Origin of the sequence: Saccharopolyspora sp. 7B, assembly GCF_020177435.1 — a bacterium.
In the GTDB taxonomy this organism is placed as follows: Bacteria; Actinomycetota; Actinomycetes; order Mycobacteriales; family Pseudonocardiaceae; genus Saccharopolyspora_C; species Saccharopolyspora_C gregorii.
This window is the reverse complement of sequence record NZ_JAIUKC010000081.1, coordinates 41,529-57,405: the sequence shown is the minus strand read 5'-3', so window position 1 is coordinate 57,405 and position 15,877 is coordinate 41,529. Positions and strand designations below refer to the sequence as shown.

Below are 15,877 nucleotides of genomic sequence, written 5' to 3'. Positions count from 1 at the left end.
GGACACGTCGGTCCGCAGCACCAGCGTGTTGACGAAGAAGCCGACCAGGTTCTCGGTCGCCGCGTCGGTCCGGCCCGCGGCTGGTCGGGGAATCAGCGCTGCGGGCCGAGTATTCGTTGCTGTGGCGGGGAGTTCCGCCGTGCGAGCGGGTCGAGGGCTAGCGGCTTCCGGTGCGTCCCCGTGCTCGCGGGATCTCCGCGACGGGGGTTTCCCGCGAGCGCCGGTGTCACACCTCGGTGCCGCGCGCCGCGTGCAGGGCGGTGTTGCAGGCGGCGCAGGACGGCGCCCGCACCCAGTCCTCTTCGGACGGTTCCGCTACCATTCCGGTGCGCGTGCCGCACACCGACGTGCCCTCCGGCTGCCCGTTCCACCGCGGCCCCCGGAACGCGTGCCGCACCCCGTCCGCCGCTGGCCGCCAGAAGTGCCGGGAACTCACGAGACCCGCCGCGCGCAGGCCTGGCACATCGCCCGATCCGCCACCCCGTCCGGAATCCTCGCGGACCGCCGCAGGTGCACCGGCCCGTAGACGTAGGTCCCGCACTCCGCGGCCAGCGCCCCGCCGCCGGCCCGGCCGACCGCGTGCCACCGCGTGTCCACCGGCCCGCGAGAAGCCGCCCACGCCGAGATCGTCGCGGTGGGAAATCGATCCTCCCGATTGCGAGCGATTCCGAAGTGGAACTGTCTCATCGAGCTGTCGTCGGTTCGGAGCGGAGTTCCCGTCGCGCTGCTCTGGAACGAATTCATCGTTGCACTCCTTCGGATTCCGCGGCCCCCGGATCCGCTGTCGGGGTGGGCTGGCATCATGCCCGGATCGGTTCGCCGATGTCCGAGAACCATGGACCGCGGGCGGTTTCGGCGACAACGGTGTCGTGGTAGCCGCATCGGGTGATCAAGTAGGTGGGCCCGCGACGAATGCGATCTCGCGGGAGCGACGACACGGAGCGCGGATGGCGAAAACTCCGAAGAACCAGGCATTGGGGAAGGCCTTGCGGCAGGCCCGCGAGGAGAACGGATTGACGTTGCGCGCGCTCGGGAAACGGCTCGAACGCGACCCCGGGGTGCTGTCGCGCTGGGAGACCGGTGATCGGACGCCGCGTCCCGAGCAGGTGGCGCAGGTGCTGACCTCGCTCGGCATCAACGGCGAGCGGTATGAGGAGGTCGTCGAGCTCGCGCACGGGGCCGACGCACCCAACTGGGTGGCGACGACGCTTCCGGCACAGCGGCAGCAGTTGGAGGCTCTGATCGACTTGGAGCGGCGGGCGATGAAGATCGTCGAGGTATCGCCGCTGATGATTCCAGGGTTGCTGCAAACGAGTGATTACAGCACGGCGGTCATGCGGGGAGGAGGTGTGCCGGAGGCGGAGCTCGCCGCCCGAACGTCCTTGCGGCTCAGTCGTCGGGAATCGGTGACCGGTTCACAACCCGCTGATCTCGTCGCGTTCATCGGGGAAGCCGCGTTGTACCAGGTGATCGGGGACAGATCGGTCCTCGTTCCGCAGCTTCGATTCCTTGATCAGGTGGCGGCCCGGCCGAACATCGAACTCCGCATCGTTCCGCTGGCCAGCGGTTGGCATCCGGGTCTGGAGGGCCCCTTCCTGCTCATCCGAACCGGTCTGGAAGAGGTCGTCCAATTGGAGAATCGTAAGTCCGGGCTCTTCCTGCATGAGCAAGCGGATGTGAAGATCTACCGAGAAGCCGTCGGCATGATCGAGAGCGTGTCGCGGAACGCGCACGAGTCACGAGCCATCATCGCCGACCTCGCCAGGAGGATGGAGGAGCGCCGATGAGCGCGGAACGGACCTGGATCAAGTCGAGCCGCAGCCAGAACACCTCGACCTGCGTCGAGGTGACGACGACGTTCGACGAGATCAGAGACTCCAAGGACCCGCACGGCCCGACTCTCAAGGCCGCCGTCGCGCCCTTGGTGCAGGCGATCAAGTCCGGCCGCTTCGACAGCTGAAGCCCTCCCGGACCACCAGGTGACCGGCCCGCTCGACCGGGTTCCCCACGCGAGCGGCCCGGCCACCTGGCCGGATTCGCGCCGCCGGGGCGGGCCGGGTGGTTCACGGTTCGAGGAGACGCGCGCGGATCCGCTGGGCCACCGGGTCGGAGAACGCCGCCAGCAGGTCCGCCGCCTCGGCACGACGGTCTCCGGCTTCGTCGGACCCGCAGCGGTCGAGCGCGGTGGCGAGGTGGTCCAAGGCGACCGCCCACTGCCAGCGGTCGTCGAGCTCGCGGAAGGAGTTCGCCGCCAGCCGGTGGAACCCGACGGCCTCGTCGGCGCGGTCCAGCGCCGAGTAGACCGCGCCGGTCGCGTCGATCACCTCGGCTTCCCTGGCGTGGTCGCCCAGCCTGCGTTGCAGCGCGGCGGCCCGCTGCAACGTCACCAGCGCTTCGGAAGGCAGGCCGAGATCGGCCTCCACCCGCCCGAGTTCGAGCGACCAGTACGCCTGCCACGCCCGGTTCCCGTGCTCGTGGGCGATCGCCAGCGCCTCCTCGACGAAGCCCAGCGCGTCGTCCGGGCGCCCGAGCCCCCGGTGGGCGTGGCTGAGCCCGCGCAGCGCGTCGCCCCTGCCGCCGGGCGAGCCGAGCCGGGTGTAGCGGCGCACCGCGTCGCGGAGCAGCCCGGCGGCCTCCTCGAACCCTTCGAGTCCCAAGTGGACGTTCGCGATGCCGTTGGTGGACACCGCGATCCAGTACTCGTCCTCGGCGCCGGTCGCGAGCCGCCGGGTCCGCTCGAACATGCGCAGCGCCTGCTCCAGCTCGTGCCCGCGCAGGTGCGCCATGCCCACCGCGTTGGTGGAGGCCAGCTCGCCCGCCCGGTCCCCGAGCTCCCGGCGCAGGTCGAGCGCGGCCAGCTGGAACCGGATCCCTTCGGCGCGCCGCGCGGACTGGGTGTGCGCCTTGCCCAAGCTCTCCAGCATGTCGGCTTCCGCGTGCCGGTCCCCGGACGCGCGAGCCGCCCCGAGGCCGATGGTGCTGGTGGCGAACCAGTCGTCGAACTGGTTGCGGCCCGCGTAGATCCCGCGCAGCAGCGCGGGAAGCCGCCACGCCGCCTCGTGCAGGCCCGCGGCTTCGGCGGCCCGCACGGCGGCGACCAGGTTCACCCGCTCCCGCTCGAACCACTGCGACGCGTCCTCGGGCGAGGTGAACTCCGGGATCGCGACGCCGGGTTCCTCGGCCGGCGGGCGCCGATGCCCCGGGGCGAGCACCCGCACCGCCCGGTCGGCGCAGCCCGCGTACCAGCGCACCGCGCGGTCCAGCGCGGCGCGAGCGGTCTCGGCGGATTCCTCGGTGCGGGCCTGGTCCGTGGCGTACGCGCGGAGCAGGTCGTGGAATTCGTACCGGTCCGGCCGCGGCTGCTCCAGCAGGTGCGCACCGGCCAGGTCGTCCAGCAGCCGCCGCGCGCGGCTCACCGGCACGTCGGCCAGCGCGGCCGCCGCGGCCGATCCGAACTCGCGCCCGGGATGCAGGCCGAGCAGCCGGAACAGGCGGCTCGCGTCCTTCGACAGCGCCCGGTACGACCAGGCGAACACCGAGCGCACCGCATCCGCATCGTCGTCATCGCCCGCGGTCAACGCGTCCCACAGCGCGGACTCGTCCCGCAACTCCTCGATGAGGTCGTGCAGCGGCGCGGTCGGCCTGCTGATCGCGCGTTCCGCCGCGATCCGCAGCGCGAGCGGCAGCCGCGCGCACAACCGGGCCAGCTCGTCGAGCTCCGCGTCGTCGTCCGGCCCGCGATGCCCGGCGGCGAGGCTCCGCAGCAACCGGACCGCCTCCTGCTCGGGCAGCACGCCGAGCGTCACCCGCCGCGCGCCGGCGCGCGCGACCAGCCCGGACAGCCTGCTGCGACTGGTGATCAAGGTGAGGCATTCGCCGCTGCCCGGCAGCAACGGCCGCACCTGCCCGACCGTGGCCGCGTTGTCCAGCACCACCAGCATGCGGCGCCCGGCCAGCAGCGAGCGGAACAGGGCGGCCCGCGATTCCAGGTCGGCCGGGATCTGCGCCCCGGGCACGTTCAGCGCGCGCAGGAAGCGCTCCAGCGCCTGATCGGGCGTGACCAGCGGACCCGGGTCGTAGCCGTGCAGGTTGACGTACAGCTGCCCGTCCGGGAACCGCGGCGCCATCCGGTGGGCCCAGTGCACCGCCAGCGACGTCTTGCCGACTCCGGCGGTGCCGACCACCACGCACGGCGCCGTCGTGCGACCGGCCTCGCCGTCGGGCAGCAGCAGGTCCAGTTGGTCCAGTTCGGCGCGCCGGTTGACGAATCCCGGTGCGTCGGCGGGCAGCTGCCGAGGCACGCCGTCCTCGGGGCGCCGCGGGCCGTGGAAGTGGATGCCGCCGCTGACCAGTCCGGCCTGGACGACCTCGTGCGCCGCGCCGGAGAGCTCGTTCCTGGACTCGTCGCCGCCCCGTGCGGGCATGGCACCACCCCCGGTTCCGACGTCAGGCCGAGGGCGCTCGGCGACCCGCGGGGCGCAGTCCCCGCACGACCCGGCCGAAGAACGCGTCGATGCGTTCCCCGTTGCGGTGCAGGGACTCGATGAACGTCGTCCAGCGCTGCGCGGTCGGCCGATCGACGCACCGCACCGCGCCCACCGCCACGCCGTCCGCGTCGTAGCGGACCTCGTAGACGGTGTCCGGGCCGAGCACGAAGATCTCCGGCAGCGGGCCGTCGCGTTCCCACTCCGCCAGCGCCGCCGCGTCGACCACGCTGATCGACGCGCCGGACTCGTGCCGGATCAGCAACGAGTTCAACTCCCAGATCAGGTAGGGGCTCAGCGGTTCCTCGACCACCCGGACGCGGCGCACGGAGAACCCGTGCGCTTCGACCCGGTCGAAGTAGTCCACCAGCTTCGGCCGCCGTTCTTCGAGCAGTCGCAGCGACCGATCCCAATCCCCGTCGTCGAACGCTTTCCAACTGGCGCTTTCCGGTTGCCGGAAGACCTGCCTGCGTTCGAACTTCCACGCCCCGGTGTTGCTGCGGTTCCAGAACCGGTCGCGGAAATCGGCGAGGTAGTCGTCGAGCGCCAGCTCGTCCCCGGTGATCGAAATGGGGGATTCGTTGATCGAGGTCGCGTCAGTCATCGGGGATGTCCCCTTTCGCGGACCTGAGCATCGATCCGGGGATGACGACGAGACGTTCGTCGAATCCGACGTTCACCCCGTCCGGCAGCGAGCCCGCGTAGGAGTCGGTGAGGTCGCGGCCGATCACGGCGACGTCGCCGTTGTCCAGTTCCCAGATGTCGGGGCAGGTCGGTTCGTCGTCGGTGTGGCCGAGTTCCAGGGCGGATTTGCCGAGTCGTCTTCGAAAGGCCGCCGAAGCGTCCGCTTCCCAAGGTCGTGGCATGGTCATCCCCTCCGCTGATCGCGTACCGGGCGGGACAAGGCCGCGGGGAGCAGCCTTGTTCGGGGAAGTTTTCCGATATTCACCGATCGTTGGAAACTTCCCGTTGTGCGAGGTGGATCGTTCGGGAAGTTCCAGTGTAAGGACGCGGCGATGGGAAGAGGGGGAAGCATTGCTTCGCATCACTCGAATGGGGCTGATCAATGCCTGATGGGCGGAACAATGGTGCGCGCGTGCGGATTCCTCCGCGAAACGTGCGCGATCCGAGAGCGGTGCATCCGCCGTTCGTGCCCGCTGGCGTCCGCATAAGCCGCTCGGAATACTCATGGTGCATCGAAGATAGCATTCTTCTCGGATGGGTTCGTCTCGCGGAGCGCGATCGTTACGCATCCTCGACCGAACACGCCGAATTCGAATCGCCCGGCACCGTACCGCGCAATCCGGCCGGGTGATCGGAGCATCGAACTCCGCTGATGGGACGAACGGGCCGTTCGCCCGGACTTCGGCGCGCAGCGATGCCGCGGCCGGTCCGGCCCTCCCCGCGGGGGCGGCGGACGCCTCGGGATCGGGGATCGCGTGCCTCGCCGCCCGCCGCGCCGGTAATCTCGCGGCATGCGCACGGTGCCGCCGCTCGTCGGGCGGGACGAGGAACTTCGCCGGCTGGAGCAGCTGACCCGCGCCGCGGCGGAGGGGCGCGGTGGCGCGCTGGTGCTGCGCGGGGAGCCGGGCATCGGCAAGAGCGCGCTGCTCGACCGGGTTCGCCGGGCGGACGGATTCCGGGTCGTCGAGGCCTCCGGGGTCGAGCCCGAAGCGGAGTTGCCGTTCGCCGGGCTGCACCAGCTGTGCCTGCCGCTGCTCGGCCGGGCCGCCGAGGTGCCCGCGGCCCTGCGCGACGCGTTCGGCTCGGCGGGCGCGCCGGACGTGTTCCGGGTCGGGCTGGCGGTGCTGGAGCTGATCGGCGAGGCCGCGCGGGAACGGCCGGTGCTGTGCGCGATCGACGACGCCCACTGGCTGGACCACGCCTCGGCGAAGGTGCTGTCGTTCGTCGCGCGGCGCATCGCCGAAGAACCGGTGGTGATGGTGTTCGCGGCGCGGGACGGGTTCGACGAACTCCCCGGACTGGTGCTCGGCGGCCTGCCCGAGGCGCAGGCGCGCCTGCTGGTGCGCGCCACGCTCGACGAGCAGGTGCGGGACCGCATCCTCGCCGAGGCGCGCGGGAACCCGTTGGCACTGCTGGAGTTGCCGGGGGAGGACGGCGATCCGCCGGTGACCTCGTCCGTGCCGCACCGGATCGAACGCTCCTTCCGCGCCAGGTTCGCGCAGCTGCCCGCGACCGCCCGGGCGCTGCTGGTCGTCGCCGCCGCCGAACCGGCCGGGGATCCGGTGCCGGTGTGGGCCGCGGCTCGCCGGCTCGGCATCGACGGCGCGGCGGCCGCGGCGGCGGAAGCCTCCGGACTGGCCGAGTTCGGCACCCGGGTCCGGTTCTGCCATCCGCTGGCCCGGTCCGCGGTCCTCCGCGCCGCCGACGCGGAGCAGCGCCACGCCGCGCACCGGTCGCTCGCCGCCGTCACCGACCCGGTCGCCGACCCGGACCGCCGCGCCTGGCACCGCGGCCGGTCCGGCACCGGCCCCGACGAGGACGTGGCCGCGGAGCTGGAGTCGGCCGCGGCCCGCGCCGGCGCGCGCGGTGGTGTTGCGGCGGCCGCCACCGTCCTCGAACGCGCTGCGGCGCTGTCGCTGGACCCGGTGCGCCGCACCGACCGCGCGTTCGCGGCCGTGCGGGCGCGGCTCACGGCGGGCGGCGTCGAGGCGGCGGCCGAGCTGCTCGCGACCGCGGACACCGGCGGCCTCGACGAGCGGCGGCGTGCCGAAGCCGACCTGCTGCGCGGCCGGATCGCGTTCGCCGCGGGCGGCGACGATGGCCCGGCGTTCATGCTCCGCGCCGCCCAGCGCATGTCCGAAGTGGACCCGGCGGTGTCCCGGGAGCACCACCTGGACGCGCTGGAGATGGCGCTGGTCGTCGGCCGGGCGTCCGGGGTGCTCGACGCGGTGCTGGCCGCCGCCGCACCCGCACCGGGGCCGCCGGACGTCCTCGACGCGCTGGTGGCGCTGGAGACCCGCGGCCACCGGGCGGCGGGCCCGCTGCTGCGCGCCGCCGTCGCCGACGACGCCGCGATCGCCGCCCGCCCCGCGTTGGCCGCCATGATCGTGGCCGAGCTGTGGGACCTGGACGCGCACGCCGACGTCACCGGCCGGATCGTGCGGGCGGGCCGCGCCTCCGGCTCGCCGATGGTGGTGCGGCTCGGCCTCGCCCAGACCGCGTCCGGTGCCGTGCTCGCCGGTGACTTCGCCACCGCCGCGTCGGCAATCGCCGAGGAAGAGGCCATCGCCGACGCCGCGGGGGAACCGCCGCTGCGCTATCCGCGCCTGCACCTGGCCGCGATGCGCGGGGAACACGCGGAACTGGCGCGGCTGGGCGCCGAGGGGGACGGCGGCGGGCAGCTCGCCGCCAACCTGCACTGGGCCACCGCGCTGCTGCACAACGGCCGCGGCGACTACCGGGCGGCGCTGGCCGCAGCCGAGGAGGCGACGGCGCCCGGCGACCTGTTCCTCGCCGGGATCGCGCTGCCCGAACTGGTCGAGGCCGCCTCCCGCTGCGGTGCGCGGGGCGCCGCCGAAGCCGCCGCCGACTCGCTCGCCGAACGCACCCGGGCCGGTGGCTCGGCGTGGGGCCTCGGCGTGGCCGCCTGCGCCCGCGCGCTGATCAGCGGGGACGAGGACGACTACCGGGAAGCCCTCGACCACCTCGACGGTTCCCCGGCGGCCCCGCACCGGGCGCGGACCCGGCTGCTGTACGGGGAATGGCTGCGCAGGCGGAACCGCGGGCTCGACGCCCGGGAGACCCTGCGCGCCGCGCACCGGGAACTCGCCGACCTCGGGATGACCGCCTTTGCCGACCGCGCCGCCGATGAGCTGCGCGCGGCCGGCGGACGGGTGACCAGCCGCCCCGCGTCCGCCGCCGCGGAACTCACCCTCCAGGAACGGCACATCGCGCGGCAGGTGGCGACGGGTGCGACGTCGAAGGAGGTCGCGGAACGGCTGTTCCTGAGCCCGCGAACGGTCGACGCCCACCTGCGCAACATCTTCCGCAAGCTCGGCGTCACCTCGCGCCGGCAGCTCCGCGACCTCCCCGGCGTCACTCCCTGACCCGCTCGCCGTGCGGGCCGGGGGCGGCGCTGCCGCGGTACTCGCCGAGGCCGGAGACGAGCGCGGCGATGTCCGGCATGCCGTCGTACCGCCGCCGGTGCAGCTCCGCGATCCTCTCGGCGAGCCCGGGGTCCGGGTCGTCGGTGATGTCGAACGAGGCGAACCTGTCCACCAGCGGCAACCCGACGCGGTCGGTGGCGAGGTGTGCCGGGTGCACCAGGTACTCCTGGTAGCCGTCCAGATCGGCCAGCACGAAGACGGCGCCGTAGTCGTAGTCGCCACCGTGGTCCGGGCCGACGACGAAGGACCGCACCGCCGGGATGGCCCGGCCCTGCTCGCGCAGGCTCTCCAGGGCCTCCTCGACGCGTTCCGGGTCCGCGTCGGCCCGGAAGGTGAACCGGTTTCCGTGGTAGATCATCAGGATGTCCTCTCGTTCCGGTGCAGCGCCGTCGCGGTGCACCCGGCCGCGGCCAACGCCGCGCCGGTCCAGGTGAAGGCGCCGGAGATCCCGGCCACCTCGATGAGCGGTTGCGCGGCCAGCGGCGACAGGAACTGACCGAGGAAGATGCCGGTGACCAGTCCGCTGAGCACTCGCCCGCGCCTGGCGGGCGCCGCCAGCTCGGCGAGCCGCAGGTTCAGGTCGGGGACCACGAGCCCGACGCCGACGCCGCCGACGAGCAGCCCGAGCACGACCGGCCCGGCGGAACCGGCGGTGCCGATCACCACCCAGCCCAGCCCGAGCAGGACGACGCTGCCCGCCGTCAGCACGCGCGGGGCGAGCCTGCCGCGCAACACCGGGAAGGCCAGTGCCCCGACCGCGCCGGTCAGCGTGCTGCACGCGACGACGGCACCGGTGACCGCAGGGCCGAGGTGGAAACCGGCCAGCAGGAACGGCAGCTGCGTCGGCGCCATGTAGAACACGAGCGTCGCCACCAGCGCCAGCAGGTAGATCCTGCCGATGCGTCCGCTGTTCCGCGCCCGACCGGCGGCGGGCGGGTCCGCGGTGCGCGGAGTCCCCCTGATCGTCCGCAGCGCGAACGGCAGCACCAGGGCACCGGCGGCGTAGAGCCAGAACGGCAGCCGCCAGTGCACCGCCGCCAGCACCCCGGCAAGCGGCAGGAAGACGACACCGCCGAGGCTCGCGGCCGCCTGCTGCATCCCGAGGAACGCGGCGCGGCGCCGCCCGTCGAACCAGTCGGTGATCAACGCGCTGATCGCGGTCATGAGCCCGCCGACGGCGACCCCGAGCAGGACCCGCGTCACCAGCAGCGGCCCCAGGCCGGTCGCGAAGTAGCCCGCCGTGCCCGCCACCGCGTACAGCGCCAGCGCGCCGACCAGCAGCGGACGGCGGCCGAGCCGGTCGGCGACCGCACCGGAGATCGGCGCGCTGATCGCGATCGCCAGCGACGTGATCGTCAACGCCAGCCGTACCAGCACGTCGGCGCCCGCGAACTCGCCGGTCATCGCGGGCAGGCTCGGCGCGATCAGCGCCGCCGACATGATCGTCAACCCGGCGGCGCCCAGCACCGTCGCCCGCGCCGCCCGCGTCGGCGTTCCCTGAAGCGTCGTTCCACTCACGACGTCGACCCTGGCATCGGGTCCGGGCGGAACGCGTCGGCGAAAATCACCTAGGTCGAACGCCGCGGACGGCTAGGTGGTTCGCGCGATCAGGGGCCGTGCTGGTTCGCGTGCGGTTGGCTCGGCTCGGTCCAGAGGATCAGCACGACGAAGAAGAGGCAGGTGGGCAGGAGCAGGCACCAGAGACCGCTGCGGCCCGTGTCGTGCAGCCGCCGGATGCCGGCGGCGATGAACGGGATCAACCCCGCGTACGCGATGACGGCGTAGGCGAGGATCCCCTGCCAGAGCAGGTCCGGTGCCGCGCCCAGGAGGATCAGGGGCGTGCCGGTCATGGCCCCGTAGAAGAGGGCGAACAGCCAGAACTCGCTGCGCGCGGCGCGTCCCCTCGCCTGGAAGGACTTCCGGAAGGCGCCGCGGACGGCCGCCGCGAAGGTGACCCGCGGCTGCGGGGGTCGCGGTGCGGGCTCGGCGTCGCCCGGATCAGCTGCCATCACCCGACGAAGTGTTCAGCCGGAAACCTGCCCCCCGAGGCGAAATCGAAGATCCGCACCCGAACGGAGGCACGCGGAGGCGGTTCACCCGGCCCGGCTCGCTCACGCCTCCCAGCCGACGCCCGGCCGGACCGCACCGGCCGGGCGCTCGGAATCTCAGCGGGCTGGGCCTCACCCGAGTTCGGTGAGGACCTTGTCGACGATGGTGGTGCGGGCGAGGCCGTAGCGTTCGTGGAGGGTGGGGAGGGCTCCCGCGTCGAGGAATTCGTCGGGGAGGGCGATGGGGACGACGCGCTGCTGCACGCCGCCCTTGGCCAGTTCCGCGGCGAGGGTCTCGAAGAGGCCGCCGACGACGGTGTGGTTCTCCAGGGTGACCACGAGCCTGCCGCCGCCGAGCTCGGCGAGCACGGTCTCCGAGTCGAACGGCTTGATGGTGGGGCTGTGCACGACCGACACGTCCACGCCGTGCTCGGCGAGGTCCTGCGCGGCCTGCAACGCGCGCATCGTCATCAGCCCGCTGGAGACGAACACGACGTCGTTGCCGCCGCGCAGCACCGATGCCTTGCCGAGCCGGAACTCGTAGTCGTACTCGTCGAGCACCGTCGGTACCTTCCCGCGCAGCAGCCGCAGGTACGTGGGTCCGTCCGAGGCCGCGAGCTGCGGCACCGCCTGCTCGATGTCCACCGAGTCGCACGGGTCGACGATGGTCAGGTTCGGCATGCCCCGGAAGATCGCGACGTCCTCGGTCGCCTGGTGGCTCGGGCCGTACCCCGTGGTGAGCCCGGGCAGGCCGCCGATGATGTTGACGTTCAGGTTCGGTTCGGCGATGTCCAGGCACAGGAAGTCGTACGCCCGCCGCGCCGCGAACACGCTGTAGGTGGAGGCGAACGGCACCAGGCCGACCTCCGCCATGCCGGCCGCGGCGCCGAACAGCAGCTGCTCGGCCATGCCCATCTGGAAGAACCGGTCCGGGTGGGCTTCGGCGAACACGTGCATGTCGGTGTACTTGCCGAGGTCGGCGGTGAGGCCGACGATCCGCTGGTCCTGCTCGGCGAGCGCGGCGAGCGCGTGCCCGAACGGGGCGGGCGCGGTCCGCTGCCCGGGGTCGGCGAACGAGGCGATCATCGCCGAGGTGGTGAGGCGCTTCGTGGTGGGGGTGCTCATGCGCTCGCTCCTTCGAAACCGGCGGTGAGCTGGTCGCGGCACAGCTGCCACTCGTGCTCGTCGATCCGCATGAAGTGGGCCTTCTCGCGGGATTCCAGCAGTGGGACGCCCCGGCCGATCTTCGTGTCGCAGAGGATCACCGAGGGGGCGCCCTCCGGCCCGGCCTGCTCGGTGGCCGCGTCGAACGCCGCCAGGAGTGCTTCGACGTCGTTGCCGTCGACGCGCTGGGTGAACCAGCCGCAGGCCGCCCACTTCTCCTCGGCCGGTTCGATGCTGAGCACCGATTCGGTCTTCCCGTCGGCCTGCAGCGCGTTCATGTCGACGATCGCGGTCAGGTTCCCCAGCCGGTGGTGCTTCGCACCCATCGCGGCCTCCCAGGTGGAGCCCTCGTCGAGCTCCCCGTCGGAGAGGAAGTTGAACACCCGCGGGGATTCGCCGCGTAGCCGCAGCCCCAGCGCCATGCCCACCGCTACCGTCAGGCCATGGCCGAGGGACCCACCGGAGATCTCCATGCCCGGGGTGTAGGAGGCCATGCCGGACATCGGCAGCCGCGACCCGTCCGAGCCGTAGGTCTCCAGCTCCGCCACCGGAACGACCCCGGCCTCCGCCAGCGCCGCGTACAGCGCGATCGCGTAGTGGCCGGTGGACAGCAGGAACCGGTCCCGCTGCGCCCAGTGCGGGTCGGCCGGGCGCAGCCGCAGCTGGTCCACGTAGGACACCGCGAGCACGTCGGCGACGCCCAGCGCCTGCCCCACGTAGCCCTGGCCCTGCACTTCGCCCATGTTCAGCATGTGGTGGCGCATCCGGTGCGCGGCGTGGCGCACCCGATCCGCGCGCGCGGCGAGACCTTCCGCGCGCGACTCGCTCGGTGCGGTCATGCGGTCCTCACTTCCTTTCCGGGGGGCCGGATCGGTGTCCGGCAGCTTCGCGGGAGCGGTTTCCGCGGTGAACGCGGCCGCGGCGGTGGAGACGACACCCAGCAGCACGAACAGCAGCGCCGCGCCGAGCCAGCCGGCGACGCCGTACAGCGCGGTCGCCAGGAACGGCAGCAGGCCCGCCACCATCGAGGCGCCGTTGTAGCCCAGCGAGATCCCGGACGAGCGCACGTCCCGCGGGAACTGCTCGGAGAACCAGGACGACTCCACCGCGAAGATCGGGTCGTGGCTCAGCAGCAGCCCCAGCGACACCGCCACCACCACGGCGATGCCCGCGCCCGTGTTCACCAGCAGGAACATCGGGATGCCGAAGGCGATGGTGAACACCGATCCGAGCAGGAACACGGGTTTGCGCCCGATCCGGTCCGAGAGCGCGCCGAACAGCAGGTGGCTGAGCAGGCCCAGCGCCGAACCGACGATGGTGCCGACCAGCACGTGCTGCTTGTCCGCCAGCCCGGCCAGCACCACGTACGAGAGCATGAAGCTGGTGGTGATGTAGTAGCCGCCGGTCTCCGCGAGCCGCAGCGCCACGATCTTGAGGATCACCCGCCAGTCGCGGCGCAGCACCTCCAGCGCCGGGGTCGCGTGGATCTCGCCGCCGTCCTTCATGGCGGTGAAGTCGGGGGACTCGGAGATCTTCATCCGGATGAACATGCCCGCGCCGACCATCACGATCGACACCAGGAACGGCACCCGCCACACCCAGTCGCCGTCGAACAGGGCCTCCGAGGCGAGGAACGCGCCGTTCGCCAGCAGCAGGCCCGCCGGGATGCCGATCTGCGGCACCGCGCCGAAGAACCCGCGCCTGCGTTCGGGCGCGTGCTCCACGGACATGAGCACCGCGCCACCCCACTCGGCGCCGAACCCGATGCCCTGCACGATCCGCAGCAGGATCAGCAGCACCGGTGCCAGCACCCCGACCTGGGCGAACGTCGGCAGCACGCCGATCAGCACCGTGCCCAGACCCATGATCGCCAGCGACCACATGAGCACCGTCTTGCGGCCCAGCCGGTCCCCGTAGTGCCCGGCGAGGTAGCCGCCCAGCGGGCGGAAGAAGAAGCCGACGGCGAGCGTGGCGAACGAGGCCAGCACGCCGATGAGTTCGTTGCCGGTGTGGAAGAACACCGACCCGAAGTAGGCCGCCGACGCGGTCCCGTAGATGAAGAAGTCGTAGCTCTCGACCGCGGTACCGATCATCGACGCGACCGACACCTTCGCCGGGTTGTCGCGCGGTGGTCCGGTGGTGGGCGCAGCGGACATGGTCTGCTCCTTTGCAGCGACCGCAGGGGACGCAGGGATTTCCGCGTGGTGCGGGGAAGAACGGGTCAGGGCGCGGGGTAGGTCTCGATCACCCGCGAGTCGTCGCGCGCACCCAGTCCGGCGTCGGCGGCGCGCTCGTAGCGCTCCCGGGCCAGGTCCAGCAGCGGCGTGTCCGCCCCGGCCTGGCGGGCGGCGTCGGCGACGAGGTTGCTGTCCTTGACGAAGATGCCGATGGTGCTGGTCACCTCCACGTCGGTGCCCCGCAGCATGCGCGGACCGCGGTCGGAGAGCATCCACGACCCGGCCGCGCCGGACTCGACCAGGGACAGCACCTGCTCGCGGTCCAGGCCGAGTTCTCCGGCCAGCGACAGAGCTTCGGCGGCGGCGACGATGTGCACCGAGCACAGGTGCTGGTTCACCACCTTGATCGCCTGCCCATCGCCGATGCGCTCGCCGACCTCGCGGACCGCGCCGAAGCGCTCCAGCACCGGGCGGGCGGCGGCGACGGTCGCCGGGTTCCCGGCCGCGAACAGCGTCAGCTCACCGGTGCGCGCCCGCGCCACGCCGCCGGTCACCGGCACGTCGAGCACCAGCGCGCCGGCCGCGGCGAGCCGGGATCCCTGCTCCCGCACCGAATCCGGGCCGACGGTGCTCATCACGATCCAGCGCTGCCCGTCGAGGTCGTTGCGGCGCAACGCTTCGTCGACGAGGGCGGTCAGCTGGTCCGGCGTCGCGACCATCACGACGACGAACTCGGCGCGCGGTGCCGCCGCGATCGACGTGACCGCCGGAATCCCCCGCTCCGCGGCCCATTCCCGCGCGGACGGGCCCGGGTCGACGGCGGTCGTCGCGCGGCCGGCGGCGACCAGCCTGCTCGCCATGTGCCGGCCGATGGCCCCGATACCGACGAACACGACACCGGGTTCACTCATCTGACAAACCTCCTGCTCGGGCCCGGGAGCGGGCAGCGCGCACCGGCACCCGGACCTCGGGTGCGGTGCTGGGTGGGCGTGCCGGGTGATCGGCTCCGGCCCAGGGGCGGCTGGTGCGGTCAGCTCTCGCCGGTCAGCGAGGACCAGACCTCGAAGTGGTGGCGCATCGCGGCCCGCGCCGCTTCGCCGTCGCGGTTCTCGACGGCGTCGACGATTCCGTAGTGGACGGTGTCGATGACCCGTTCTTCGCCCGGCGCCAGGGGAGCGCGTGCGACGGCGACCCGGCGGCGGTCCACCACCTCGTCGCGCAGCACGTGGCTCAGCCCGTCGTGCAGCAAGGTGAAGATGGGGTTGTCGACGATGGTGAACAGGCGGCGGTGGAAGTCCAGGTCCGCCTCCAGCGCGCGGTCGTCCTCGCCCGCCCCGCTCGCGCGCACCATCTCGTCGACCAGGTCGCGCAGCACCTCGACGTCGTCGGCGGTCGCCAGCCGCGCCGCCGCCTCGGACATGCTGATCTCCAGCATCTCGCGGGCGGAGCGGAACTGGCCGCCGCCGAGCTGGCCGAGTTCGTTCGACAGGTCGAAGTACAGCTGGATGAAACCGGCGTCCGGGACGCCGAGGTAGGAGCCGCGGCCCTGGGTGCGGGTCAGGAAACCCAGCATCTCCAGCATCGACAGCTGCTCGCGCAGCGCGCCCCGGCTGATGTCCAGCGACGAGACCAGCTCCCGCTCGGTCGGCAGCCGGAGCAGGTCCGTGCCCGGTTCGGGAGTGGCCTGCTCGGCCAGGCTGCGCACCAGGAACGAGAGATCGACACCCACTGGACACCTCCTTTGGTAGGACCAATGCCGGGTACGTTAAGCGTGGCCAGGAGACCTGTCAACGATTTGGTCCGACCTTTCCGGGCGGCCGACGCGCTTCCCGGTCGCGGGGGCCGAGTCCCGCCGCCAGGTCTGCCGCGGCCGG

The 15,877-nt window shown here is 72.6% G+C and carries 14 protein-coding genes; 3 read left to right on the top strand and 11 right to left on the bottom strand.

From position 1 onward, the window contains the following. Positions 1-432 precede the first annotated feature (432 nt). A complete protein-coding gene (locus LCD33_RS14200) occupies positions 433-597 on the bottom strand; it encodes a hypothetical protein (protein ID WP_224955604.1) in 165 nt (54 codons plus the stop codon). A 350-nt stretch (positions 598-947) separates the two neighbouring features. Here LCD33_RS14200 and LCD33_RS14195 point away from each other — a divergent pair, with 350 nt between their 5' ends. Together LCD33_RS14195 and LCD33_RS14190 are read left to right on the top strand one after the other, a co-directional pair. Continuing rightward, on the top strand, positions 948-1,787 hold the full coding sequence (locus tag LCD33_RS14195) for a Scr1 family TA system antitoxin-like transcriptional regulator (RefSeq protein WP_224955605.1): 840 nt from the start codon (positions 948-950) through the stop codon (positions 1,785-1,787). Next, positions 1,784-1,960, top strand: coding sequence for a DUF397 domain-containing protein (locus LCD33_RS14190; protein WP_224955606.1), 177 nt, complete (start codon positions 1,784-1,786; stop codon positions 1,958-1,960). The genes LCD33_RS14195 and LCD33_RS14190 overlap by 4 nt, the downstream gene beginning before the upstream one ends. A 103-nt stretch (positions 1,961-2,063) precedes the next feature. On the opposite strand, the gene LCD33_RS14185 is transcribed toward LCD33_RS14190, so the two are convergent. The 3 genes from LCD33_RS14185 to LCD33_RS14175 are packed head-to-tail and all read right to left on the bottom strand — an operon-like array spanning position 2,064 to position 5,350. Then, positions 2,064-4,424: a tetratricopeptide repeat protein gene (locus tag LCD33_RS14185; protein ID WP_224966971.1), complete on the bottom strand. Its 2,361-nt coding sequence runs from the start codon at positions 4,422-4,424 to the stop codon at positions 2,064-2,066. A gap of 22 nt (positions 4,425-4,446) precedes the next feature. Further along, positions 4,447-5,088 (bottom strand): DUF6879 family protein, encoded by a 642-nt coding sequence (locus LCD33_RS14180; protein ID WP_224955608.1) that lies wholly within the window; start codon positions 5,086-5,088, stop codon positions 4,447-4,449. Next, positions 5,081-5,350 (bottom strand): hypothetical protein, encoded by a 270-nt coding sequence (locus LCD33_RS14175; RefSeq protein WP_224955609.1) that lies wholly within the window; start codon positions 5,348-5,350, stop codon positions 5,081-5,083. Before LCD33_RS14175 ends, LCD33_RS14180 begins: the two co-directional genes overlap by 8 nt. Positions 5,351-5,959: 609 nt before the next feature. On the opposite strand from LCD33_RS14175, the gene LCD33_RS14170 reads away from it, so the two are divergent. Continuing rightward, on the top strand, positions 5,960-8,554 hold the full coding sequence (locus LCD33_RS14170; protein ID WP_224977934.1) for an AAA family ATPase: 2,595 nt from the start codon (positions 5,960-5,962) through the stop codon (positions 8,552-8,554). Here the strand turns inward: LCD33_RS14170 and LCD33_RS14165 are convergent. The 7 genes from LCD33_RS14165 to LCD33_RS14135 form a co-directional block, all read right to left on the bottom strand. After that, positions 8,544-8,972, bottom strand: a complete 429-nt coding sequence (locus LCD33_RS14165; protein ID WP_224955611.1) for a Dabb family protein — start codon at positions 8,970-8,972, stop codon at positions 8,544-8,546. The two genes, LCD33_RS14170 and LCD33_RS14165, sit on opposite strands and share 11 nt — an antisense overlap. After that, the gene (locus tag LCD33_RS14160; RefSeq protein ID WP_224955612.1) at positions 8,972-10,132 is read right to left on the bottom strand and encodes an MFS transporter; all 1,161 of its coding nucleotides are present in this window, start codon (positions 10,130-10,132) and stop codon (positions 8,972-8,974) included. Before LCD33_RS14160 ends, LCD33_RS14165 begins: the two co-directional genes overlap by 1 nt. Positions 10,133-10,221: 89 nt before the next feature. Next, positions 10,222-10,623, bottom strand: coding sequence for a DUF805 domain-containing protein (locus LCD33_RS14155; protein WP_224955613.1), 402 nt, complete (start codon positions 10,621-10,623; stop codon positions 10,222-10,224). Positions 10,624-10,794: 171 nt separating this feature from the next. Next, positions 10,795-11,787: a transketolase family protein gene (locus LCD33_RS14150; protein WP_224955614.1), complete on the bottom strand. Its 993-nt coding sequence runs from the start codon at positions 11,785-11,787 to the stop codon at positions 10,795-10,797. Then, positions 11,784-13,982 (bottom strand): MFS transporter, encoded by a 2,199-nt coding sequence (locus LCD33_RS14145; protein WP_224977933.1) that lies wholly within the window; start codon positions 13,980-13,982, stop codon positions 11,784-11,786. Before LCD33_RS14145 ends, LCD33_RS14150 begins: the two co-directional genes overlap by 4 nt. Before the next feature lie 65 nt (positions 13,983-14,047). Continuing rightward, entirely contained in the window at positions 14,048-14,914 is an 867-nt protein-coding gene (locus LCD33_RS14140; RefSeq protein ID WP_224966967.1) for an NAD(P)-dependent oxidoreductase, read from the bottom strand. 119 nt (positions 14,915-15,033) lie between these two features. Then, positions 15,034-15,732: a FadR/GntR family transcriptional regulator gene (locus LCD33_RS14135; protein ID WP_224966966.1), complete on the bottom strand. Its 699-nt coding sequence runs from the start codon at positions 15,730-15,732 to the stop codon at positions 15,034-15,036. Positions 15,733-15,877 lie beyond the last annotated feature (145 nt).

Excerpts from the sequence above, each read along its gene's own strand:
- LCD33_RS14195 (WP_224955605.1), top strand. The coding sequence starts at position 948 with ATGGCGAAAACTCCGAAGAACCAGGCATTGGGGAAGGCCTTGCGGCAG.
- LCD33_RS14190 (WP_224955606.1), top strand. The coding sequence starts at position 1,784 with ATGAGCGCGGAACGGACCTGGATCAAGTCGAGCCGCAGCCAGAACACC.
- LCD33_RS14185 (WP_224966971.1), bottom strand. The coding sequence starts at position 4,424 with ATGCCCGCACGGGGCGGCGACGAGTCCAGGAACGAGCTCTCCGGCGCG.
- LCD33_RS14180 (WP_224955608.1), bottom strand. The coding sequence starts at position 5,088 with ATGACTGACGCGACCTCGATCAACGAATCCCCCATTTCGATCACCGGG.
- LCD33_RS14175 (WP_224955609.1), bottom strand. The coding sequence starts at position 5,350 with ATGCCACGACCTTGGGAAGCGGACGCTTCGGCGGCCTTTCGAAGACGA.
- LCD33_RS14170 (WP_224977934.1), top strand. The coding sequence starts at position 5,960 with ATGCGCACGGTGCCGCCGCTCGTCGGGCGGGACGAGGAACTTCGCCGG.
- LCD33_RS14165 (WP_224955611.1), bottom strand. The coding sequence starts at position 8,972 with ATGATCTACCACGGAAACCGGTTCACCTTCCGGGCCGACGCGGACCCG.
- LCD33_RS14155 (WP_224955613.1), bottom strand. The coding sequence starts at position 10,623 with ATGGCAGCTGATCCGGGCGACGCCGAGCCCGCACCGCGACCCCCGCAG.
- LCD33_RS14150 (WP_224955614.1), bottom strand. The coding sequence starts at position 11,787 with ATGAGCACCCCCACCACGAAGCGCCTCACCACCTCGGCGATGATCGCC.
- LCD33_RS14145 (WP_224977933.1), bottom strand. The coding sequence starts at position 13,982 with ATGTCCGCTGCGCCCACCACCGGACCACCGCGCGACAACCCGGCGAAG.
- LCD33_RS14140 (WP_224966967.1), bottom strand. The coding sequence starts at position 14,914 with ATGAGTGAACCCGGTGTCGTGTTCGTCGGTATCGGGGCCATCGGCCGG.